17 protein-coding genes and 4 tRNA genes are annotated in these 15,616 nt (G+C 28.9%); 20 read left to right on the top strand and 1 reads right to left on the bottom strand.

All coding sequences use genetic code 11. The annotated features are described in order from the left end of the window. Positions 1-5 precede the first annotated feature (5 nt). From PHZ07_03210 to PHZ07_03150, 13 genes are all read left to right on the top strand, one after another. Positions 6-893 (top strand): tetratricopeptide repeat protein, encoded by an 888-nt coding sequence (locus PHZ07_03210; protein ID MDD3284575.1) that lies wholly within the window; start codon positions 6-8, stop codon positions 891-893. Between the two features lie 55 nt (positions 894-948). Next, a tRNA-Thr gene (locus tag PHZ07_03205) sits at positions 949-1,024 on the top strand. A 126-nt stretch (positions 1,025-1,150) separates the two neighbouring features. Then, a tRNA-Tyr gene (locus PHZ07_03200) sits at positions 1,151-1,235 on the top strand. Positions 1,236-1,436: 201 nt separating this feature from the next. Beyond that, a tRNA-Thr gene (locus tag PHZ07_03195) sits at positions 1,437-1,512 on the top strand. A 106-nt stretch (positions 1,513-1,618) separates the two neighbouring features. After that, complete coding sequence (gene rpmG, locus PHZ07_03190; GenBank protein MDD3284574.1) at positions 1,619-1,774, top strand: 50S ribosomal protein L33; 156 nt, start codon at positions 1,619-1,621, stop codon at positions 1,772-1,774. A gap of 73 nt (positions 1,775-1,847) precedes the next feature. Next, positions 1,848-1,921, top strand: a tRNA-Trp gene (locus PHZ07_03185). Positions 1,922-2,090: 169 nt separating this feature from the next. Further along, a complete protein-coding gene (locus PHZ07_03180) occupies positions 2,091-2,324 on the top strand; it encodes a DUF5320 domain-containing protein (GenBank protein ID MDD3284573.1) in 234 nt (77 codons plus the stop codon). 121 nt (positions 2,325-2,445) lie between these two features. Further along, positions 2,446-3,183, top strand: coding sequence for an SDR family NAD(P)-dependent oxidoreductase (locus tag PHZ07_03175; protein ID MDD3284572.1), 738 nt, complete (start codon positions 2,446-2,448; stop codon positions 3,181-3,183). A gap of 1 nt (position 3,184) precedes the next feature. Then, on the top strand, positions 3,185-3,463 hold the full coding sequence (locus PHZ07_03170; protein ID MDD3284571.1) for a DUF134 domain-containing protein: 279 nt from the start codon (positions 3,185-3,187) through the stop codon (positions 3,461-3,463). Positions 3,464-3,494: 31 nt separating this feature from the next. Continuing rightward, on the top strand, positions 3,495-4,214 hold the full coding sequence (locus tag PHZ07_03165) for a peroxiredoxin (GenBank protein ID MDD3284570.1): 720 nt from the start codon (positions 3,495-3,497) through the stop codon (positions 4,212-4,214). A gap of 38 nt (positions 4,215-4,252) precedes the next feature. Further along, complete coding sequence (locus tag PHZ07_03160; GenBank protein ID MDD3284569.1) at positions 4,253-5,455, top strand: YibE/F family protein; 1,203 nt, start codon at positions 4,253-4,255, stop codon at positions 5,453-5,455. 261 nt (positions 5,456-5,716) lie between these two features. Then, the gene (locus tag PHZ07_03155; GenBank protein MDD3284568.1) at positions 5,717-6,388 is read left to right on the top strand and encodes a class I SAM-dependent methyltransferase; all 672 of its coding nucleotides are present in this window, start codon (positions 5,717-5,719) and stop codon (positions 6,386-6,388) included. A 79-nt stretch (positions 6,389-6,467) separates the two neighbouring features. Beyond that, the gene (locus tag PHZ07_03150; GenBank protein MDD3284567.1) at positions 6,468-7,613 is read left to right on the top strand and encodes a 6-phosphofructokinase; all 1,146 of its coding nucleotides are present in this window, start codon (positions 6,468-6,470) and stop codon (positions 7,611-7,613) included. 51 nt (positions 7,614-7,664) lie between these two features. Here PHZ07_03150 and PHZ07_03145 read toward each other — a convergent pair whose 3' ends face one another. Further along, the gene (locus PHZ07_03145) at positions 7,665-8,810 is read right to left on the bottom strand and encodes a PfkB family carbohydrate kinase (GenBank protein ID MDD3284566.1); all 1,146 of its coding nucleotides are present in this window, start codon (positions 8,808-8,810) and stop codon (positions 7,665-7,667) included. A gap of 144 nt (positions 8,811-8,954) precedes the next feature. Between PHZ07_03145 and PHZ07_03140 the strand changes: the two genes are divergently transcribed. The 7 genes from PHZ07_03140 to ahcY all read left to right on the top strand — a co-directional run bounded on the left by PHZ07_03140 (position 8,955) and on the right by ahcY (position 15,595). Continuing rightward, positions 8,955-10,157: a replication-associated recombination protein A gene (locus tag PHZ07_03140; GenBank protein MDD3284565.1), complete on the top strand. Its 1,203-nt coding sequence runs from the start codon at positions 8,955-8,957 to the stop codon at positions 10,155-10,157. Between the two features lie 18 nt (positions 10,158-10,175). Beyond that, positions 10,176-10,841, top strand: coding sequence for an HD domain-containing protein (locus PHZ07_03135; GenBank protein MDD3284564.1), 666 nt, complete (start codon positions 10,176-10,178; stop codon positions 10,839-10,841). 455 nt (positions 10,842-11,296) lie between these two features. After that, the gene (locus PHZ07_03130) at positions 11,297-11,941 is read left to right on the top strand and encodes a 3'-5' exonuclease (protein ID MDD3284563.1); all 645 of its coding nucleotides are present in this window, start codon (positions 11,297-11,299) and stop codon (positions 11,939-11,941) included. A gap of 140 nt (positions 11,942-12,081) precedes the next feature. Further along, positions 12,082-12,333 (top strand): RNA-binding protein, encoded by a 252-nt coding sequence (locus tag PHZ07_03125; protein ID MDD3284562.1) that lies wholly within the window; start codon positions 12,082-12,084, stop codon positions 12,331-12,333. A 112-nt stretch (positions 12,334-12,445) separates the two neighbouring features. Beyond that, positions 12,446-13,366 (top strand): FAD-dependent oxidoreductase, encoded by a 921-nt coding sequence (locus tag PHZ07_03120; protein ID MDD3284561.1) that lies wholly within the window; start codon positions 12,446-12,448, stop codon positions 13,364-13,366. Further along, entirely contained in the window at positions 13,363-14,313 is a 951-nt protein-coding gene (locus tag PHZ07_03115) for a carbohydrate kinase family protein (protein MDD3284560.1), read from the top strand. Before PHZ07_03120 ends, PHZ07_03115 begins: the two co-directional genes overlap by 4 nt. Positions 14,314-14,335: 22 nt before the next feature. Then, on the top strand, positions 14,336-15,595 hold the full coding sequence (ahcY, locus tag PHZ07_03110; protein MDD3284559.1) for an adenosylhomocysteinase: 1,260 nt from the start codon (positions 14,336-14,338) through the stop codon (positions 15,593-15,595). Positions 15,596-15,616: the final 21 nt, after the last annotated feature.

Below are 15,616 nucleotides of genomic sequence, written 5' to 3'. Positions count from 1 at the left end.
AATCTATGTTTATTAACATACTATTAATAACAATTTTCATAATTAGTATATCTATAGTATTATTTATAATTTTCAAAAAAATACCACAATTAAAAAAAATTGAGCCTGAAAAAATAGATGAATATAGAGAAAATAAAAAAAAGAAAGCAATATTAGAACAAAAATTTACAAGAGATGTAAGTGCTTTTAGGCAAAAATTTTTAATTCTTGTAAAACCTACATTAAATTTAACTTCTAATTTTTTAAAAAAACAATATAGTAAATTATATAAAATAGAAGAAAAATATAGGACAAAACTAGTAAAAATACACTTTGAAGATAAAATTTCAAATGAAAGTCATACATTAAGACATATAGAAAAAGCTGAAAAATTTATACAAAATAAAAAATGGCTTTTGGCTGAAAATGAGTATGTAAATGCTTTGAAGTTAGATGTACATAATATAGAAATATACAAAAAATTAGCTGATTTATATATCCAATCAAAAGAATTAGAAAAAGCAAAAGAAACATATGAATATATAATCAAAATAGAAGAAAATGACCATGATTCATACAACAAATTGGGGGATATATATAAAAGCATGGGTGATTTAAATAAAACCATAGAACAATACAAAATAGCAATATCAAAATCAAAAAATAATGCAAATTATTATTACAACCTAGCAACAACATATTTAAAAATAGAAAAAATAGAAGAATCTTTTGAGAATATAAATAATGCTATTAATACAGAACCTGAAAATACTGTATTTCTTGACTTTTTGATAAATTTAAGTATAATTATGGGAGATAGAGAGCTTGGGAATAAGACATTATCTAAGCTATTAGACATAGAACCGGAAAATAAAAAAATACAAGAATTTAGAGAAAAATTAGAAAAAATGTAATTTTTACATTATTTTTATTTTTTTCGAGCAATGTTTATTGTCAAATTAGCACCATGCCGTTGTAACTCAGTTGGTAGAGTAACTCCATGGTAAGGAGTAAGTCCGCGGTTCGAATCCGCGCAACGGCTCCATTCTTCGTCAAGCTTAGCTTGACTTCGAATGGCGAGCCATTCGACTCTTCAAAGAAGAGATAAGAATGATCCGCCGGAGCTTTAGCGGAAGCGGACATAAGTTCATTTAAAAATTTAATTAAATTTGGGTCGGTACCGAAGCGGTCAAACGGGGCAGACTGTAAATCTGCTGGCTACGCCTTCGGCGGTTCGAATCCGTCCCGGCCCACCAACATTTTCAATTTAAAACTATCAATATTGATTTTTAACAATTTTTTATATACAATATTCGTAATGTTTCAAAATTGAAAATAATAATTAAAAATATATGCCATCTTAGCTTCCCGCAATCATTCCATTCTGCGGGATCTCCGCTTCGCTACGACAGTTGGATTTGTAGATATAAAATTAAAAATAGTAATTAAAAATATATGCCATCTTAGCTCAGTTGGTAGAGCAACGGTTTTGTAAACCGTAGGTCGTCGGTTCGAATCCGACAGATGGCTCCACTAAACAATTTTGAATGATTAATAATTAATTATGAATTAGTTTCAAAATTCAAAATTAAATAATTTATTAAAAATTAAAAATTCATAATTAAATAATTATAATAATATGTCACAAGATAATTTGATAAAATTAGAATGTAATGAATGTCATAGAATAAACTATCACACATACAAAAACAAAAAAACGATCAAAGAAAAACTACTTACAAAAAAACATTGTAAATGGTGCAAAAAACACACAGATCATAAAGAAACTAAATAATTCTTTTATTCTTATACATTTAAACTCTTTGAATTATTTAGTTCAGAGGGTTTATTTTATATAATTAAGTGATGGGGGCGTCGTTCAGTGGTAGGACTCTGGTCTCCAAAACCAGTAACGTGAGTTCGATTCTTACCGCCCCTGCCATGAAAAAAACATTGATATAATCAGTGTTTTTTTAATACTCTAAGTTAGGGTTAGAACTAAATATAATATTATTGTTTGACATAATATAGTTATGGGTATATACTCATAATAGGCGATAAATAAAGATCGGGTTGCCTAAATTTAATTAATTATAGAAAGGAATAAATATATGCCAAGATTAAATGGAACAGGTCCAATGGGACAAGGCCCAATGACTGGTCGCGGAATGGGTCGTTGTGGAAATGGAATGGGATTGGGTTATGGTTGTAGAAATAGTTTCGGATTTAGAAGATTCATGTCTCCAAAAAATGAATTACAGGCATTAGAAGATGATGAAAAAATGCTTTTAGAACAATTAGAAATAATTAAAGCAGAAAAGCAAGCATTAAAAAATGAAAAATAAAAGAAGGTGCAGAAACCGGTTCCCTATATAAAAAAGGGGGCCGAAACACCTTCTTTTACATACATAGATTATAAAATTTGCTATAATTAATTTGGTATTAGTATTAAAAATATAAAATTATATGAGATTAGAAAATAAGGTCGCTATAGTTACTGGATCGGGTTCAGGTATAGGTTTTGCTATAGCTGAAAAATTTATTAGTGAGGGTGCTAGAGTTGTATTTTCTGATATAAATAATGATAATTCTCTAGTATTAAAATTTGGAGAAAAGGCTTTGTTTATAAAATGTGATGTATCAAAGTCAGGAGAAGTAGATGATTTAATTAACAAGACAATAGAGCATTTTGGAAAGTTAGATGTTATGGTTAACAATGCTGGTATAGGTGGAAATAGTGGAATACTAGATATTACTGATGAAAGTTGGGATAAAACTATTAGTATCAATCTTTCAGGGACAATGTTTGGTATGCGTGCTGCTGCAAAAGCTATGAAGACTAAGGGTGTTGGGGGTTCAATTATAAATTTAAGTTCAATTTTAGGAAAAGTTGGTTTTAATGGGGCTATTGCTTATTGTGCTTCTAAGGGTGGGGTTGTTCAACTTACTCATGCTGGCGCACTTGATTTAGCATCTTATCATATAAGGGTTAACGCTATTGCACCAGGTTTTATTGAAACTAATATGACAAAAGATGTTTTAGCTCAAAAGGAAATTAATAATTTAATAACATCATCAACGCCACTGGCTTATGTAGGCAAAACTGAGGATATTGCTAGCGCTGCTGTTTATTTAGCTTCTGATGAAACAAGTTATGTAACTGGTAGTGTCATTTATGTTGATGGTGGTTGGACAGCTAAATAATATGCCAAGACCAAGACTTTGTAGAAAAATAGAATTTAATCCAAATATTACTTATTTTAAACCCCAGGGAATTCCTATGAGGGAACTTGAGGTTGTAGATCTTACTATTGAAGAAATAGAGGCCTACCGTTTACGTCATATAAATGATTTGGAACAACAAGAAGCAGCAAAAAAAATGCATACATCAACAAGTACATATCAGAGAATACTTTATTCAGCTTATAAAAAAATAGCAGATGCACTAATTAATGGAAAAGCAATTAAAATTATAAAAAAATAATTTGAAATAATTAATAATTAAATAAAAAATTATGGAAGAAGCAAAACAAACAAATGAAACTGTATCAATGCCAAGAATCGGTGAAAAAGCACCATCATTTAAGGCGGTAACAACTCAGGGTGAAATCAATTTTCCAGAACAATATGAAGGAAGTTGGGTTATTTTATTTAGTCATCCAGCTGATTTTACTCCAGTTTGTACATCTGAGTTTATGACATTTGCGAGTATGGAGAATAAATTTAATGAAACTAATTGTAAACTAGTAGGATTGTCTGTAGATGGCTTGTATAGTCATATAGCTTGGCTTAGAACAATCAAAGAAAAAATTGAGTATAGAGGCATGAAAGATGTCGAAGTTAAGTTTCCATTAATAGAGGACATTACAATGGAAGTAGCAACAAAATATGGAATGATACAACCAGGAGAAAGCAACACGAAGGCCGTAAGAGCGGTATTTTTTATAGACCCAAAAGGAATCATAAGAACAATAATTTATTACCCATTAAGTTTAGGAAGAAATTTTGATGAACTATATAGAGTTTTAATTGCACTTCAAACCGCTGACAAATTTTCAGTAGCATTACCAGCAGATTGGAGACCGGGCGATGATGTAATTGTTCCAACCGCAGGTTCATGTGGTGTTGCAAAAGAAAGAATGGAAAATAAAGAAGAAATGCATTGTTATGATTGGTTTTTCTGTACAAAAAAACTTAGTGAAGAAGAAATCAATAAAGAGATAAAAAAGAAATAATTTTTTTAAAATTATTTTTATTTAATTTTTAATTCAATATGAAAATTAAATTATTATTATTTTTTATCTTATTTCCAGCCTTTTTATTTAGTTTGTTTTTAGATATAAATTTTGTAAATGCACAAGAGAATAGCATAGATAATTCTAATGAGGAAATGATATTAGAAGAAAACATGCCTCAAGAAATAAATTTACAAAATAAAGGAAAAGAAGAAATTTTCAAAGCCAGAGTCGTAGAGGTAGTTGAAAATAAAAACACACCACGTGATGATGGTTCAATATCAATTCAACAAAAATTAAAACTCATAGGACTTGAAGATAATTGGAAAGACAAAGAAATAGTTTTTGATGGAACAGTATATGATGTTTCGTCTGCCAGTGAATACAAAGTTGGAGAAAAAGTTCTGGTTCATTACAGCGCTGAACCAGACGGAGCGGAAAATTTTTATGTTATAGGATTCTCTAGAACTAATAGTATATATTGGTTGGTTTTATTATTTATTTTGACTGTAGTAATTATTGGAAAATTTAAGGGGGTTAGAGCTTTGGTTGTATTATTGTTAACATTTTTAGTTATATTAAAATTTATTATTCCAAAAATATTATCTGGAGCAGACCCACTTTTTATTACAATACTTGGTTCATTATTTATTCTAATTTTTGGTGTTTACATAACAGAGGGACTTAAAAAAACTTCAACAATTTCTATTTTTTCTATTTTAATTTCTCTAGTAATTACAGGATTGTTGTCTATTTGGTTTTCATCAATAACAAAATTAACTGGCTTTGCAAGTGAAGAAGCTACTTACTTGGTGGGGCTTGGTGATGGAAATATAAATATTAAAGGTTTATTGCTGGCGGGTATTATTATTGGTGCATTGGGTGTTTTAGATGATGTAATTATTTCTCAAGTAGCACTGGTTAAAGAATTAAAAATATCAAATCCAGAATTATCAAAAAATCAAATTTATAAACAAGCTATGCGAGTGGGTGTTTCTCATTTAAGCTCAATGGTAAATACTTTATTTTTAGCATATGCTGGAGCGTCTTTACCGCTTCTTATCTTATTTAGTATTAAACAAGAACCATTTTTAACATTTAATCAGGTTATAGACAATGAAATGATGGCCACAGAAATCGTTAGAGCTTTGACTGGTAGTATTGGACTTGTTTTAGCTGTCCCTATAGCAACTATTTTAGCAGTTAATTTTATAAGTCAAGAAAGGTTGAGAAAACAATAGTGAGTCAGGGTAGGGGGGCTAAACTATTCCACATCTCTCAAATCAGGAATATGGATATATCCCTCATAATTCTTTATTATTGTTCTAACATCCTTCACGACGTTCTGCCATCAGCTGAGAGGTCAAAGAGACCGAGATGGCTCGTCTCAGCATGCCAAGAAAATACCAGCGATTATGGTGTTTTTTTGTTTTACTTTTAGATTAAAGTATGCGAGAATAATTGTATAATTTATTAAAATTCTATTATGGGGGGAAATTTATATGAAAGAAGATGAAATAAATAAACAATATTGGTCTAATGAAAAACCAGAAAAAATATTAGCTGGAGTTTATTTTCCAGGAGAAGAATTGACAAAGTTTATTAAAATGAAATCTACAATATTAGATGTTGGTTGTGGTTCTGGAAAAGTATCAGAATATTTACATAAAAAAAATTATATAGTTACTGGTATAGATATTAATAAAAATGCTTTAAAAGAAAACAATCAAAGAAATTCAAATATTACATATATTAAAGCAGACATCACGGAAAGATTACCTTTTAATGATTCAACTTTTGATGCCATAACAGTTCCATATGTTTTTGTAAGTATTATTGATAAAGAAGAAGCACAATATGCCGCTACTGAACTAATTAGAGTATTGAAAACTAATGGTATTTTGTGGTTGTGTGAAGCAACGTATTCCAAAGATTATGAAGAAAGATACAAAATTGGAAAAGAGCTAACTGGTTTAAAAAATATTGCAACGGCAGTTTTTAGTGATGGTCCTGATAAAGGAAAAGTTCAAAGATTCATACATCATTATTCAGGTGAAGAAATGGACGAAATTTTTCAATCATTAACTAAATTATCAAGCAAACAACTTGGTATAATTTCTCCCAGTTCTGGTATGAAAGTCCAAACTATAATAACTGTTTATAAAAAAGTTTAATATAAAATAACACATAAAAAATCCTTTATTTTGAAAGGATTTTTTGTTATATTTAAGTTATTAAATAATTTAAAAATATATGAAAAATAAAACTATATTAGTATTTACTGGTGGAGGAATTACTTCAGCACTAAACCCAACGCTATATGGAATATTAAAAGAAGCAAAAAAATACAACATAAAAGTGCTTGGCGGTTTGTATGGATGGAGAAGTGTTTTAAATAATGGAAAAATGGTAGATATATCAAATATTTACCCAGAAATTATAAAAAATAGAGGAGGTAGTTTTTTGAAATCTAGTAGAACAAATCCATTCGGAGATGAAGGAAATATTGATGAAATAAAATTAAATTTAAAAGAAAAAAATATAGATGCAATAATAGCAATTGGTGGAAATGATACTCTTGGTGCAGCAAATAGATTATTCAAAGAAGAAAAAATAAATATAGTAGCAATACCAAAAACAATTGATAATGATTTAAGTGGCACATATTACTGCCCAGGATTTGCAAGTGCAGCTCATTATTTTAGTGAGTATGTAAAAGAAATAAAATATGATGCTGCATATTCTCTCTCTCGTGTGTTTATAATAGAGGGTATGGGTCAAGATGCTGCTTGGCTTACAGCTTCAGCTTGTTATGGTGGGGCAGATATCATTATTCCACCAGAGAAAAAAGTAAATTTCAAAAAAGTTATAAAAGTATTATTAGATAAATATGAAAAAAATGGAAACTATGCCGTACTTGTAGTTGGTGAAAAAGCACAGTTTGATATAAATTTAAAATCTTTTGATTTTACACAAAATGATGATTATAATGTAAAAAGAAAAAATTATATAAGTATTGGTTTGCAAGAAGAAATAAAAAAATATATGGGAAATGTAACTGTAAAAGCATTATATCCTGGAAATTATTTACAAACTGGACCTGCAACAAAAATTGATTCAGAACTTTCTATAAAATTAGGAAAAGAAGCTATAAAACTTGTAAGACAAAAAATTTTTGGAAAAATGGCAAATATTATAAGAAAAGGTAATAAGTTAGAAATATCAAATATAGAACTCAGTAAAACTACAAAATTCAAATCACTAAATAATAAATACTTTAATTGGGACAAATTTGAAGCTACAAAAGAATATTTTGAATATATGAAGCCAATACTTGGAAAATATAAAGACTTCAAAAATGATCCTTATTACAAATTAACAAAAAAAATAAATTCATAAAATAAAAAATTAAGGCGTTCCGCGAAGCGGAACGCCTTAGTTATATTTTCTTTATCTATAGCTCCTTACTATAGATAAAAATTCTATAGGAAGCATTTTTTTGCTTTCATCCTGAGACATATTTGCGCCCCAAGTGCAAAGATTACGTATAGCCATTTCAGAGCCCATCCTTGTAGCAAGATCAAGTGAATCATCATTGTGCTTCTCTTCTGCTTGAGCATAAACCCTTACGAATCCTGCATGGAAAGCATCACCACTTCCCACAGTTGATTTAATACTCCATTTTGGCTTCAAAGCCTCTTGATGAATTTGTCTTGGTTCTTTTTCATGATCTGACACAACAACAGCACTTCCCCATTCTCCCATTGTTACAATAAGAACTGGCACATAGAGCTGTTTTACAAGATCCATTACCAATTTTCTTCTATATAATGGTTTCTGGGGAGATTCAGGATTTAATAGACTGAGATATCTTCCTGCTTCCAAATCATTGACCTGAAAAATTGTTGTCATGGATATCAACTCCTGAAAAGTTTTTTTAATGTCTCGATCTTCGGACTGTATCAACTTCAAGGAGGGCATTAACGTTTTGATTGCATTAGGGTTGTTTGAAAATATCTCTATCATAAGATTCAAGACATTGATATTTTCTGGGGTGCTTGAACAGATTATTACATCCCAACTTTGTTCAAGTAATTTATTTCGATTGTAACTTGTTTCTATCTTCGCAGGCTTTTCCATACAAACGATAGACTCTGCCTTTCTTTCTTCATCTTCGAAAACAAAGGTTACACCTGTATTAGATGCCCAAAGTGGTATAAACTTTATACCTCTCTGAGAAAGATAATCGTGTAAATCTTTTAGCTGTGGGCCTTGATCCACAAACGCTGCAAGAGTTACATCTATCATCCCTAAGGATTTTAAATGATCTGCTATATTGAATGAGCTTCCAGCCCACCCATTAAACTTGACATGCTTTGCAAAAATTTCCTCTTCATTTTCACCTTCATTCCATATAACATGGAATTTTTGTTTTTCGTTTGAGAGATTTTTTACAGATTCTCTCAAAGAAAAAACATTGAGTTTTTTTCCAAAAAGGCCTTCCCAATTATAATCGTCTGTTACTATATTGACTTCTCTATTTAAAGAGGCCAATACCAAAACTTTCAGATAGCAAGTTTCTTGAATATGTTCCATGATATTCCTCCAAATATCTATTTTTTATTTTTATATTACAAATTACCACAAACACCCAAATATGTAAAGTTCAAAATTTCTACAAAATCCACTAGCCAGGCAAATATAATTGAATAAAAAATGATTTATTGATAATCTTTATACATGGAATACAAAAATACAAAACCACTTGCAGAACGTATGAGACCAGAAAAACTTTCTGATTTTTTAGGTCAAGATGAAATAATAGGAGAAAATAAATTATTAAAAAAAGCTATTGAGCAAGATTCTATTCCATCAATTATTTTTTGGGGGCCACCGGGAAGTGGCAAAACAACTCTTGCATATATTATTGCAAAACAAACAAAATCAAACTTTATTCAAATAAGTGCAGTAAGTAGTGGAGTAAAAGATTTGAAAGAAATTATAAAAAAAGCAGAGGATAGTAAAAACAAAACAATACTTTTTATAGATGAAATTCATAGATGGAACAAAGCTCAACAAGATGCACTTTTGCCACATGTTGAGAGAGGAACTATTACACTAATTGGTGCTACAACAGAAAATCCCAGTTTTGAGGTGAGAGGAGCATTGCTTTCAAGATGCAGAGTTTTTGTTTTAAAACAACTAGACGAATTAGAAATTTCAAAAATTATAAAATCAGCAGTAAAAGACACAGAAAAGGGTTTGGGAGAATTAAAATTAAAAATAGATAAAAAGGTTATAGAAAAACTTGCCTCAATGAGTAATGGGGATGCAAGAATCGCCTTAAATGTTTTAGAATATGCATCTACTTTAAGTAAAGATAAAATTATAACATTAGAAGAGATAAAAGAAGCATTCCAAAAATCATACCTAATGTATGACAAAAATGGAGAAGAACATTATAATATAATTTCAGCTCTTCACAAATCAATGCGCGGATCAGATCCTGATGCATCTCTGTATTGGCTTGCTCGTATGCTTGAAGCGGGAGAAGACCCGTTATACATCGCTAGACGAATAGTAAGGTTTGCATCGGAAGATATAGGACTTTCAAATTCTCGCGCTCTAGAACAAGCTGTAGCGGCCTACAATGCATGCCATTTCATAGGTATGCCAGAATGCAATATAATTTTAGCTCAAGCGGTTGTATATATGGCAAAATGCAAAAAATCCAATGAATTATACATAACATACAATAGAGTCAAAGAAGATATTATAAAATATGGAAATTTACCAGTACCACTTCATATACGAAACGCCCCCACAAAACTTATGAAAAATTTAGGCTATGGAAAAGATTACAAATATAGCCCAGATTTTGATTACAAAGAAAATCAAACATATTTACCAGAAAAATTAAAAGATAAAAAATATTTAAAATAAAAAATAAATAAAATCAATATGTTAACATTAGAAAAAATCAAAAATAATAAATTTATTAAAGAATTTGTGTTGAAATCTGAAAAATATCTAGATGCTTTAAAATATACTGATCATGGGAAAAGACACATAAATATTGTCGCCGATAGAGCCCGTTCACTTGCAAAATCTATTGGTTTATCCAATAAATACCAAGAAATGTGTGCAATTGCTGGATATTGTCATGATATGGGAAATTTTATGGGAAGAACTAATCATCATCATTTTGGAGCAACTCTTTTTATGAATACTTTTTTAAATGAAAATATTGATCCTGAAGAAATTACAACAATAATGCAAGCAATAGCATCTCATGATAAAAATAAATTGAAGATAGTCAATTCCGTTTCTGCCGTATTGATACTTGCGGATAAATCTGATGTTCATAGAACAAGAGTAAAGAGAAAAAAAATTTCAGACATAAAAAAAGATATTCATGATAGAGTTAATTATGCTGTTTTAAAAAATAATTTTTATGTAAATAAAGAAAAAAAAGAAATTAAATTAAAAATAGAAATAGATATAAAAATTACAAATCCTATGGATTATTTTGAAATATTTATAGAACGTATGATTCTTTGTCGTAGTGCTGCAAAATTTTTAGGTTATAAATTTGTCCTTGTAATTAATAATTTCAAACTTTCTTAATTATTATTAAAAGAGGTCTCCTTGCGGTGACCTCTTTTTGTGATTATTTTTTTATTTTTAGTACAAAGCGATGTTTCTTTTGTAAGCTTGGTTTGATTTTCCAAACAAATAAATTATTCATCAATTTGTATTCAAATAAAAACTGTTTCTATTTCAATGTATACTTTCTAGTTTTCATTTGTTTTACTCTCCTATAATATTTATCTAACTAGAGCTCTTAACATTGAAATCTGGTGGTGATCTTTTTCTCTACATATATCCTCCTATATTTCTATTTACATTATAACGTTTCTATAATGAAAAACAAGGTTTAAAATTATAAAAAACAATATTCAAAATTTTTAATTATACATAAATATTTTTAAATTTCTTAAATATTATTCCTTATGGTAAAATGTATTCATAATAAATCTAATATTGCTAACAGTTGATGACTGATAGCTAACTGATAATCTATGTACTTATTTTTTGACACAGAGACAACTGGATTACCTATAAGCTGGAATGCTCCAATTTCAGATTCTGAAAATTGGCCAAGACTTGTTCAAATAGCATGGGTAATTCACAATGAAAATGGAAAAGAAACAAAGTCTAGAAATTACATAATAAAACCTGAAAATTTTTTTATTCCTCATGAAGCAGCAAAGGTTCATAAAATAACAACTGAAATAGCAAATGAAAAAGGTGTTGCTCTCGATGCAGTTTTGAATGAATTTGCAAATGATGTAAATAATATAAAATTTTTAATAGCTCATAATATAGATTTTGATGAAAAAGTAATTGGTGCAGAATTTTTTAGAAAAAATATAAAGAATAAAATGTCTGGAATAGAAAAAATATGTACAATGAAGTCAAGTGTAGACTTTTGCCAAATTCCAGGAAAAGAAAAATATAAATACCCAAAACTTCAAGAATTATATTTAAAATTATTCAATAAAAATTTTGAAGATGCACATGATGCTATGGTTGATGTAAAGGCCTGTATGAAATGTTTTTTTGAAATGGAAAAATTAAATATAATAAAAAATACAAAACAAAAAACATCAAACAAAAATCCACAAAAAGCTATTGGATTAACGCAAAGTATATTTAATTTCTAACTTGACTTTTTTATTACAATAAAGCATACTTTAATTATTATTTTAATGTCTATTCCTATCGGTAGCCGTGCGATATCTTATGGAAAAAACATAAAATAACAAATGTATTATAAAATAAGTTTAAAAGGTAACTAAGAAAAATGGAAAAAAAATTATACGTCGGTGGTATAGCTTATGCATCTACCGAAGAATCTCTTACAGCAGCTTTTTCAAAGGCTGGAAATGTAGTATCAGTAAGAATTATTACTGATAAAATGACAGGTCGTTCAAAAGGATTTGGCTTTGTAGAAATGTCAACTGAAGAAGAAGCTCAAAATGCTATCAAAATGTTCGATGGTCAAGAAGTTGAAGGAAGAAGAATCAAAGTCAATGAAGCAAAACCAATGAGATAAATTTGATATAAAACAACAAAAAATAGGCAGATCGCACAGGCCTATTTTTTGTTATGGAAAAATTATATTTATATGCTAAAATAAGGTTATATTAAATATTAAAATAAAATAAATGAAATACGACTTAATAATTATAGGTGTAGGACCAGCAGGATATTCTGCATCAATTTACGCCTCTAGATATAAAACAAATCATATAATAATAGGTGAGATACCTGGTGGACTTGCAACAATAGCTCACAAAGTTTGTAATTATCCATCAGAAATAGAAATTAGTGGAATAGAATTAATGGAAAAAATGAAAAAAAATGTAGAACATTCTGGTACTCAAATAATAAATGATAAAGTTTTAAACATAGAAAAAGACAAAGACTCATTTAAAATAAAAACTCAAGATGAAAAAGAATACAAAGCAAAAACAATATTGCTTGCAATTGGCACAAAACATAGAAAATTAGGTCTAAAAAATGAATCTCAATTTGTAGGAAAAGGAGTATCATATTGTGCAACATGTGATGCGATGTTTTATAAAGACAAAACTGTTGTTGTAGTAGGTGGTTCTAATAGTGCTATGACAGCATCTTTATATTTAGCTGATGTTGCAAAAAAAGTGTATCAAATATATAGAGGAGGAAAATTAAAAGGTGAAAATATGTGGCAAGACCAAATATTCAAAAATGAAAAAATAGAAGTAATATATAATACTAATATAGAAGAAATAAATGGAGAGAAAAAAGTTCAATCAATTAAATTAGATAGAGAATATAATAACTCAAAAGAATTAAATGTTGATGGTATATTTATAGAGATAGGGTCTGAACCAGATTATGGACTTATAGAGCAACTAAATATAGAAACAGATGAAAATGGTTTTATAAAAGTAAAATCAAATCAATCTACAAATATTGAAGGTATATATGCTGCTGGAGACATAACAAATGGTTCAGATAATTTTAGACAAATAATCACAGCTTGTTCAGAAGGAAGTGTAGCGGCAAATAGCATTTATAAATATTTACAATTAAAAAAATGAAAAAAAACAAAAGAATACTTCTAACTGGTAGTATAGCTTATGATAGAATAATGAATTTTTCTGGTTATTTCAAAGATAATATATTGCCAAATCAAATACATAATTTAAATGTTTCTTTTTTTGTACATGAACTAAAAGAATCATTTGGTGGTACGGCTGGAAACATAGGATATAATTTAGCTCTCTTGGGAGAAAAATCATATATATTAGCAAATGTTGGTGCAAATGATTTTAATAAATACGAAAAGTGGTTCAAAAAAAACAATATAAATTTGTCTCTTATAAACAAAATAAAAAATCAACAAACTGCATCAGCATATATAATAACAGATAAAGCAGATAACCAAATAACTGGATTTTATCCAGGTGCAATGTTAAAAAAAATAACAACAAATACAATAGCAAAAAAAAATATAGATCTTGCTGTAATATCAGCTCAAAACCCAATAGATATGACAAAATTATCTAAAATATTTAGAAGCAAAAAGATAAAGTTTATATTTGATCCCGGGCAACAAGTATCATCATTATCAGGAGATGATCTTAAATATTGTATAAATGGTAGTTATATCTTAATAGGAAATGATTACGAAATAAACTTAATATCAAAAAAAACAGGACTTTCAATTAGTGAATTATTAAAAAATACCAAAATTATAATAGCAACACTGGGCGAAGAAGGTTCTATAATATATACAAGAGATACGGAATACAAAATAAACTCAGCAAAACCAAAAAATACATCTGATCCTACTGGAGCAGGAGATGCATATAGAGCAGGACTAATAAAAGGAATTATTGAAAATTGGTCTATTGAAAAGACTTGTAAATTTGCAAGTGTAATATCAGTATACACAGTAGAAAAATACGGAACTCAAACACACAAATTTTCTATTAATTCCGTAAAAAAAAGATATTTTGAAAATTTCAACGAAAAATTAATATAAATAAATTAATCCGAAAAAAAATATGCAAAATGATATCGCAGATATTAAATTATCACAAAGTGGCAAAAAAAGAATAGAATGGGCTGATAATGATATGCCAGTTCTAAAACAAATAAGAGAAAGATTCAAAAAAACAAAGCCTCTTAAAGGAATAAAAACATCTTCGTGCATGCATGTTACATGTGAAACGGCAAATCTCATGAGAACACTAAAGGAAGCAGGTGCTGATGTATTTTTATGTGCATCAAATCCACTATCAACTCAGGATGATGTGGCTGCATCACTTGTAAAAGATTATGGTATAAAAGTCCAAGCAATAAAAGGGGAAGACAAAAAAATATATTACAAACACTTAGAATCTGCCATAAAACATAGGCCAAATATAACAATGGATGATGGCGCAGACCTAATATCCTTACTTCATACAAAATTCAAAAATCAGGTAAAAGAAATTTATGGTTCTATGGAAGAAACAACAACTGGTGTTATAAGATTAAAAGCACTTGAACAAGAAAAAAAACTTTTAATTCCAATAATAACTGTAAATGATGCACGAACAAAAAATTTGTTCGATAATAGATATGGTACTGGTCAATCTACAATAGATGGAATAATAAGAGCCACAGATATACTCTTGGCTGGCAAAAATGTTGTTGTAGCTGGATATGGATGGTGTGGTAAAGGATTTGCAATGAGAGCAAGAGGAATGGGTGCAAATGTAATAATTACCGAAGTAGATCAAATAAAAGCATTAGAAGCTGTTATGGACGGTTTTAGAGTAATGAAAATGATTGAGGCAGCACCAATAGGAGACTTATTTTGTACTCTTACTGGAGATATACATGTTATAGATGGGACACACTTTGCAAAGATGAAAAATGGTGCAATAATATGTAATTCTGGACACTTCAATGTTGAAATAAATATAGATGCACTTTCAAAAATATCCAAAAAAATAAACAAAAATGTAAGAAATTTTGTTGATGAATATGTAATAAACGACAAAAAATCTATATATTTACTTGGTGGTGGAAGACTTATAAATCTTACAGCAGCTGAAGGTCATCCAGCTAGCGTTATGGATATGAGTTTTTCTACTCAAGCATTATCTACTGAATATATTGTAAAAAATTCCAAAAAATTGAAAAACAAAATATATTATGTTTCTGAAGAAATTGAAAATTGGATTGCGAAAGCAAAACTTGCTTCAATGAATATAGAAATAGATAAGCTCACAAATGAACAAAAAAAATATTTGTCATCTTGGGAAATAGGAACCTAATATAAATTAGAAATCTAGTAT

Source organism: Patescibacteria group bacterium (assembly GCA_028692545.1).
Taxonomy (GTDB): Bacteria; Patescibacteriota; Patescibacteriia; order UBA1558; family S5-K13; genus STD2-204.
Note: the sequence above shows the minus strand (reverse complement) of the source record. Positions and strands in the feature narration are given on the sequence as shown.

Bases quoted from the DNA above. Each gene is read 5' to 3' on its own strand.
- PHZ07_03210 (MDD3284575.1), top strand. From the start codon at position 6: ATGTTTATTAACATACTATTAATAACAATTTTCATAATTAGTATATCT.
- rpmG (MDD3284574.1), top strand. From the start codon at position 1,619: ATGTCACAAGATAATTTGATAAAATTAGAATGTAATGAATGTCATAGA.
- PHZ07_03180 (MDD3284573.1), top strand. From the start codon at position 2,091: ATGCCAAGATTAAATGGAACAGGTCCAATGGGACAAGGCCCAATGACT.
- PHZ07_03175 (MDD3284572.1), top strand. From the start codon at position 2,446: ATGAGATTAGAAAATAAGGTCGCTATAGTTACTGGATCGGGTTCAGGT.
- PHZ07_03170 (MDD3284571.1), top strand. From the start codon at position 3,185: ATGCCAAGACCAAGACTTTGTAGAAAAATAGAATTTAATCCAAATATT.
- PHZ07_03165 (MDD3284570.1), top strand. From the start codon at position 3,495: ATGGAAGAAGCAAAACAAACAAATGAAACTGTATCAATGCCAAGAATC.
- PHZ07_03160 (MDD3284569.1), top strand. From the start codon at position 4,253: ATGAAAATTAAATTATTATTATTTTTTATCTTATTTCCAGCCTTTTTA.
- PHZ07_03155 (MDD3284568.1), top strand. From the start codon at position 5,717: ATGAAAGAAGATGAAATAAATAAACAATATTGGTCTAATGAAAAACCA.
- PHZ07_03150 (MDD3284567.1), top strand. From the start codon at position 6,468: ATGAAAAATAAAACTATATTAGTATTTACTGGTGGAGGAATTACTTCA.
- PHZ07_03145 (MDD3284566.1), bottom strand. From the start codon at position 8,810: ATGGAACATATTCAAGAAACTTGCTATCTGAAAGTTTTGGTATTGGCC.
- PHZ07_03140 (MDD3284565.1), top strand. From the start codon at position 8,955: ATGGAATACAAAAATACAAAACCACTTGCAGAACGTATGAGACCAGAA.
- PHZ07_03135 (MDD3284564.1), top strand. From the start codon at position 10,176: ATGTTAACATTAGAAAAAATCAAAAATAATAAATTTATTAAAGAATTT.
- PHZ07_03130 (MDD3284563.1), top strand. From the start codon at position 11,297: ATGTACTTATTTTTTGACACAGAGACAACTGGATTACCTATAAGCTGG.
- PHZ07_03125 (MDD3284562.1), top strand. From the start codon at position 12,082: ATGGAAAAAAAATTATACGTCGGTGGTATAGCTTATGCATCTACCGAA.
- PHZ07_03120 (MDD3284561.1), top strand. From the start codon at position 12,446: ATGAAATACGACTTAATAATTATAGGTGTAGGACCAGCAGGATATTCT.
- PHZ07_03115 (MDD3284560.1), top strand. From the start codon at position 13,363: ATGAAAAAAAACAAAAGAATACTTCTAACTGGTAGTATAGCTTATGAT.
- ahcY (MDD3284559.1), top strand. From the start codon at position 14,336: ATGCAAAATGATATCGCAGATATTAAATTATCACAAAGTGGCAAAAAA.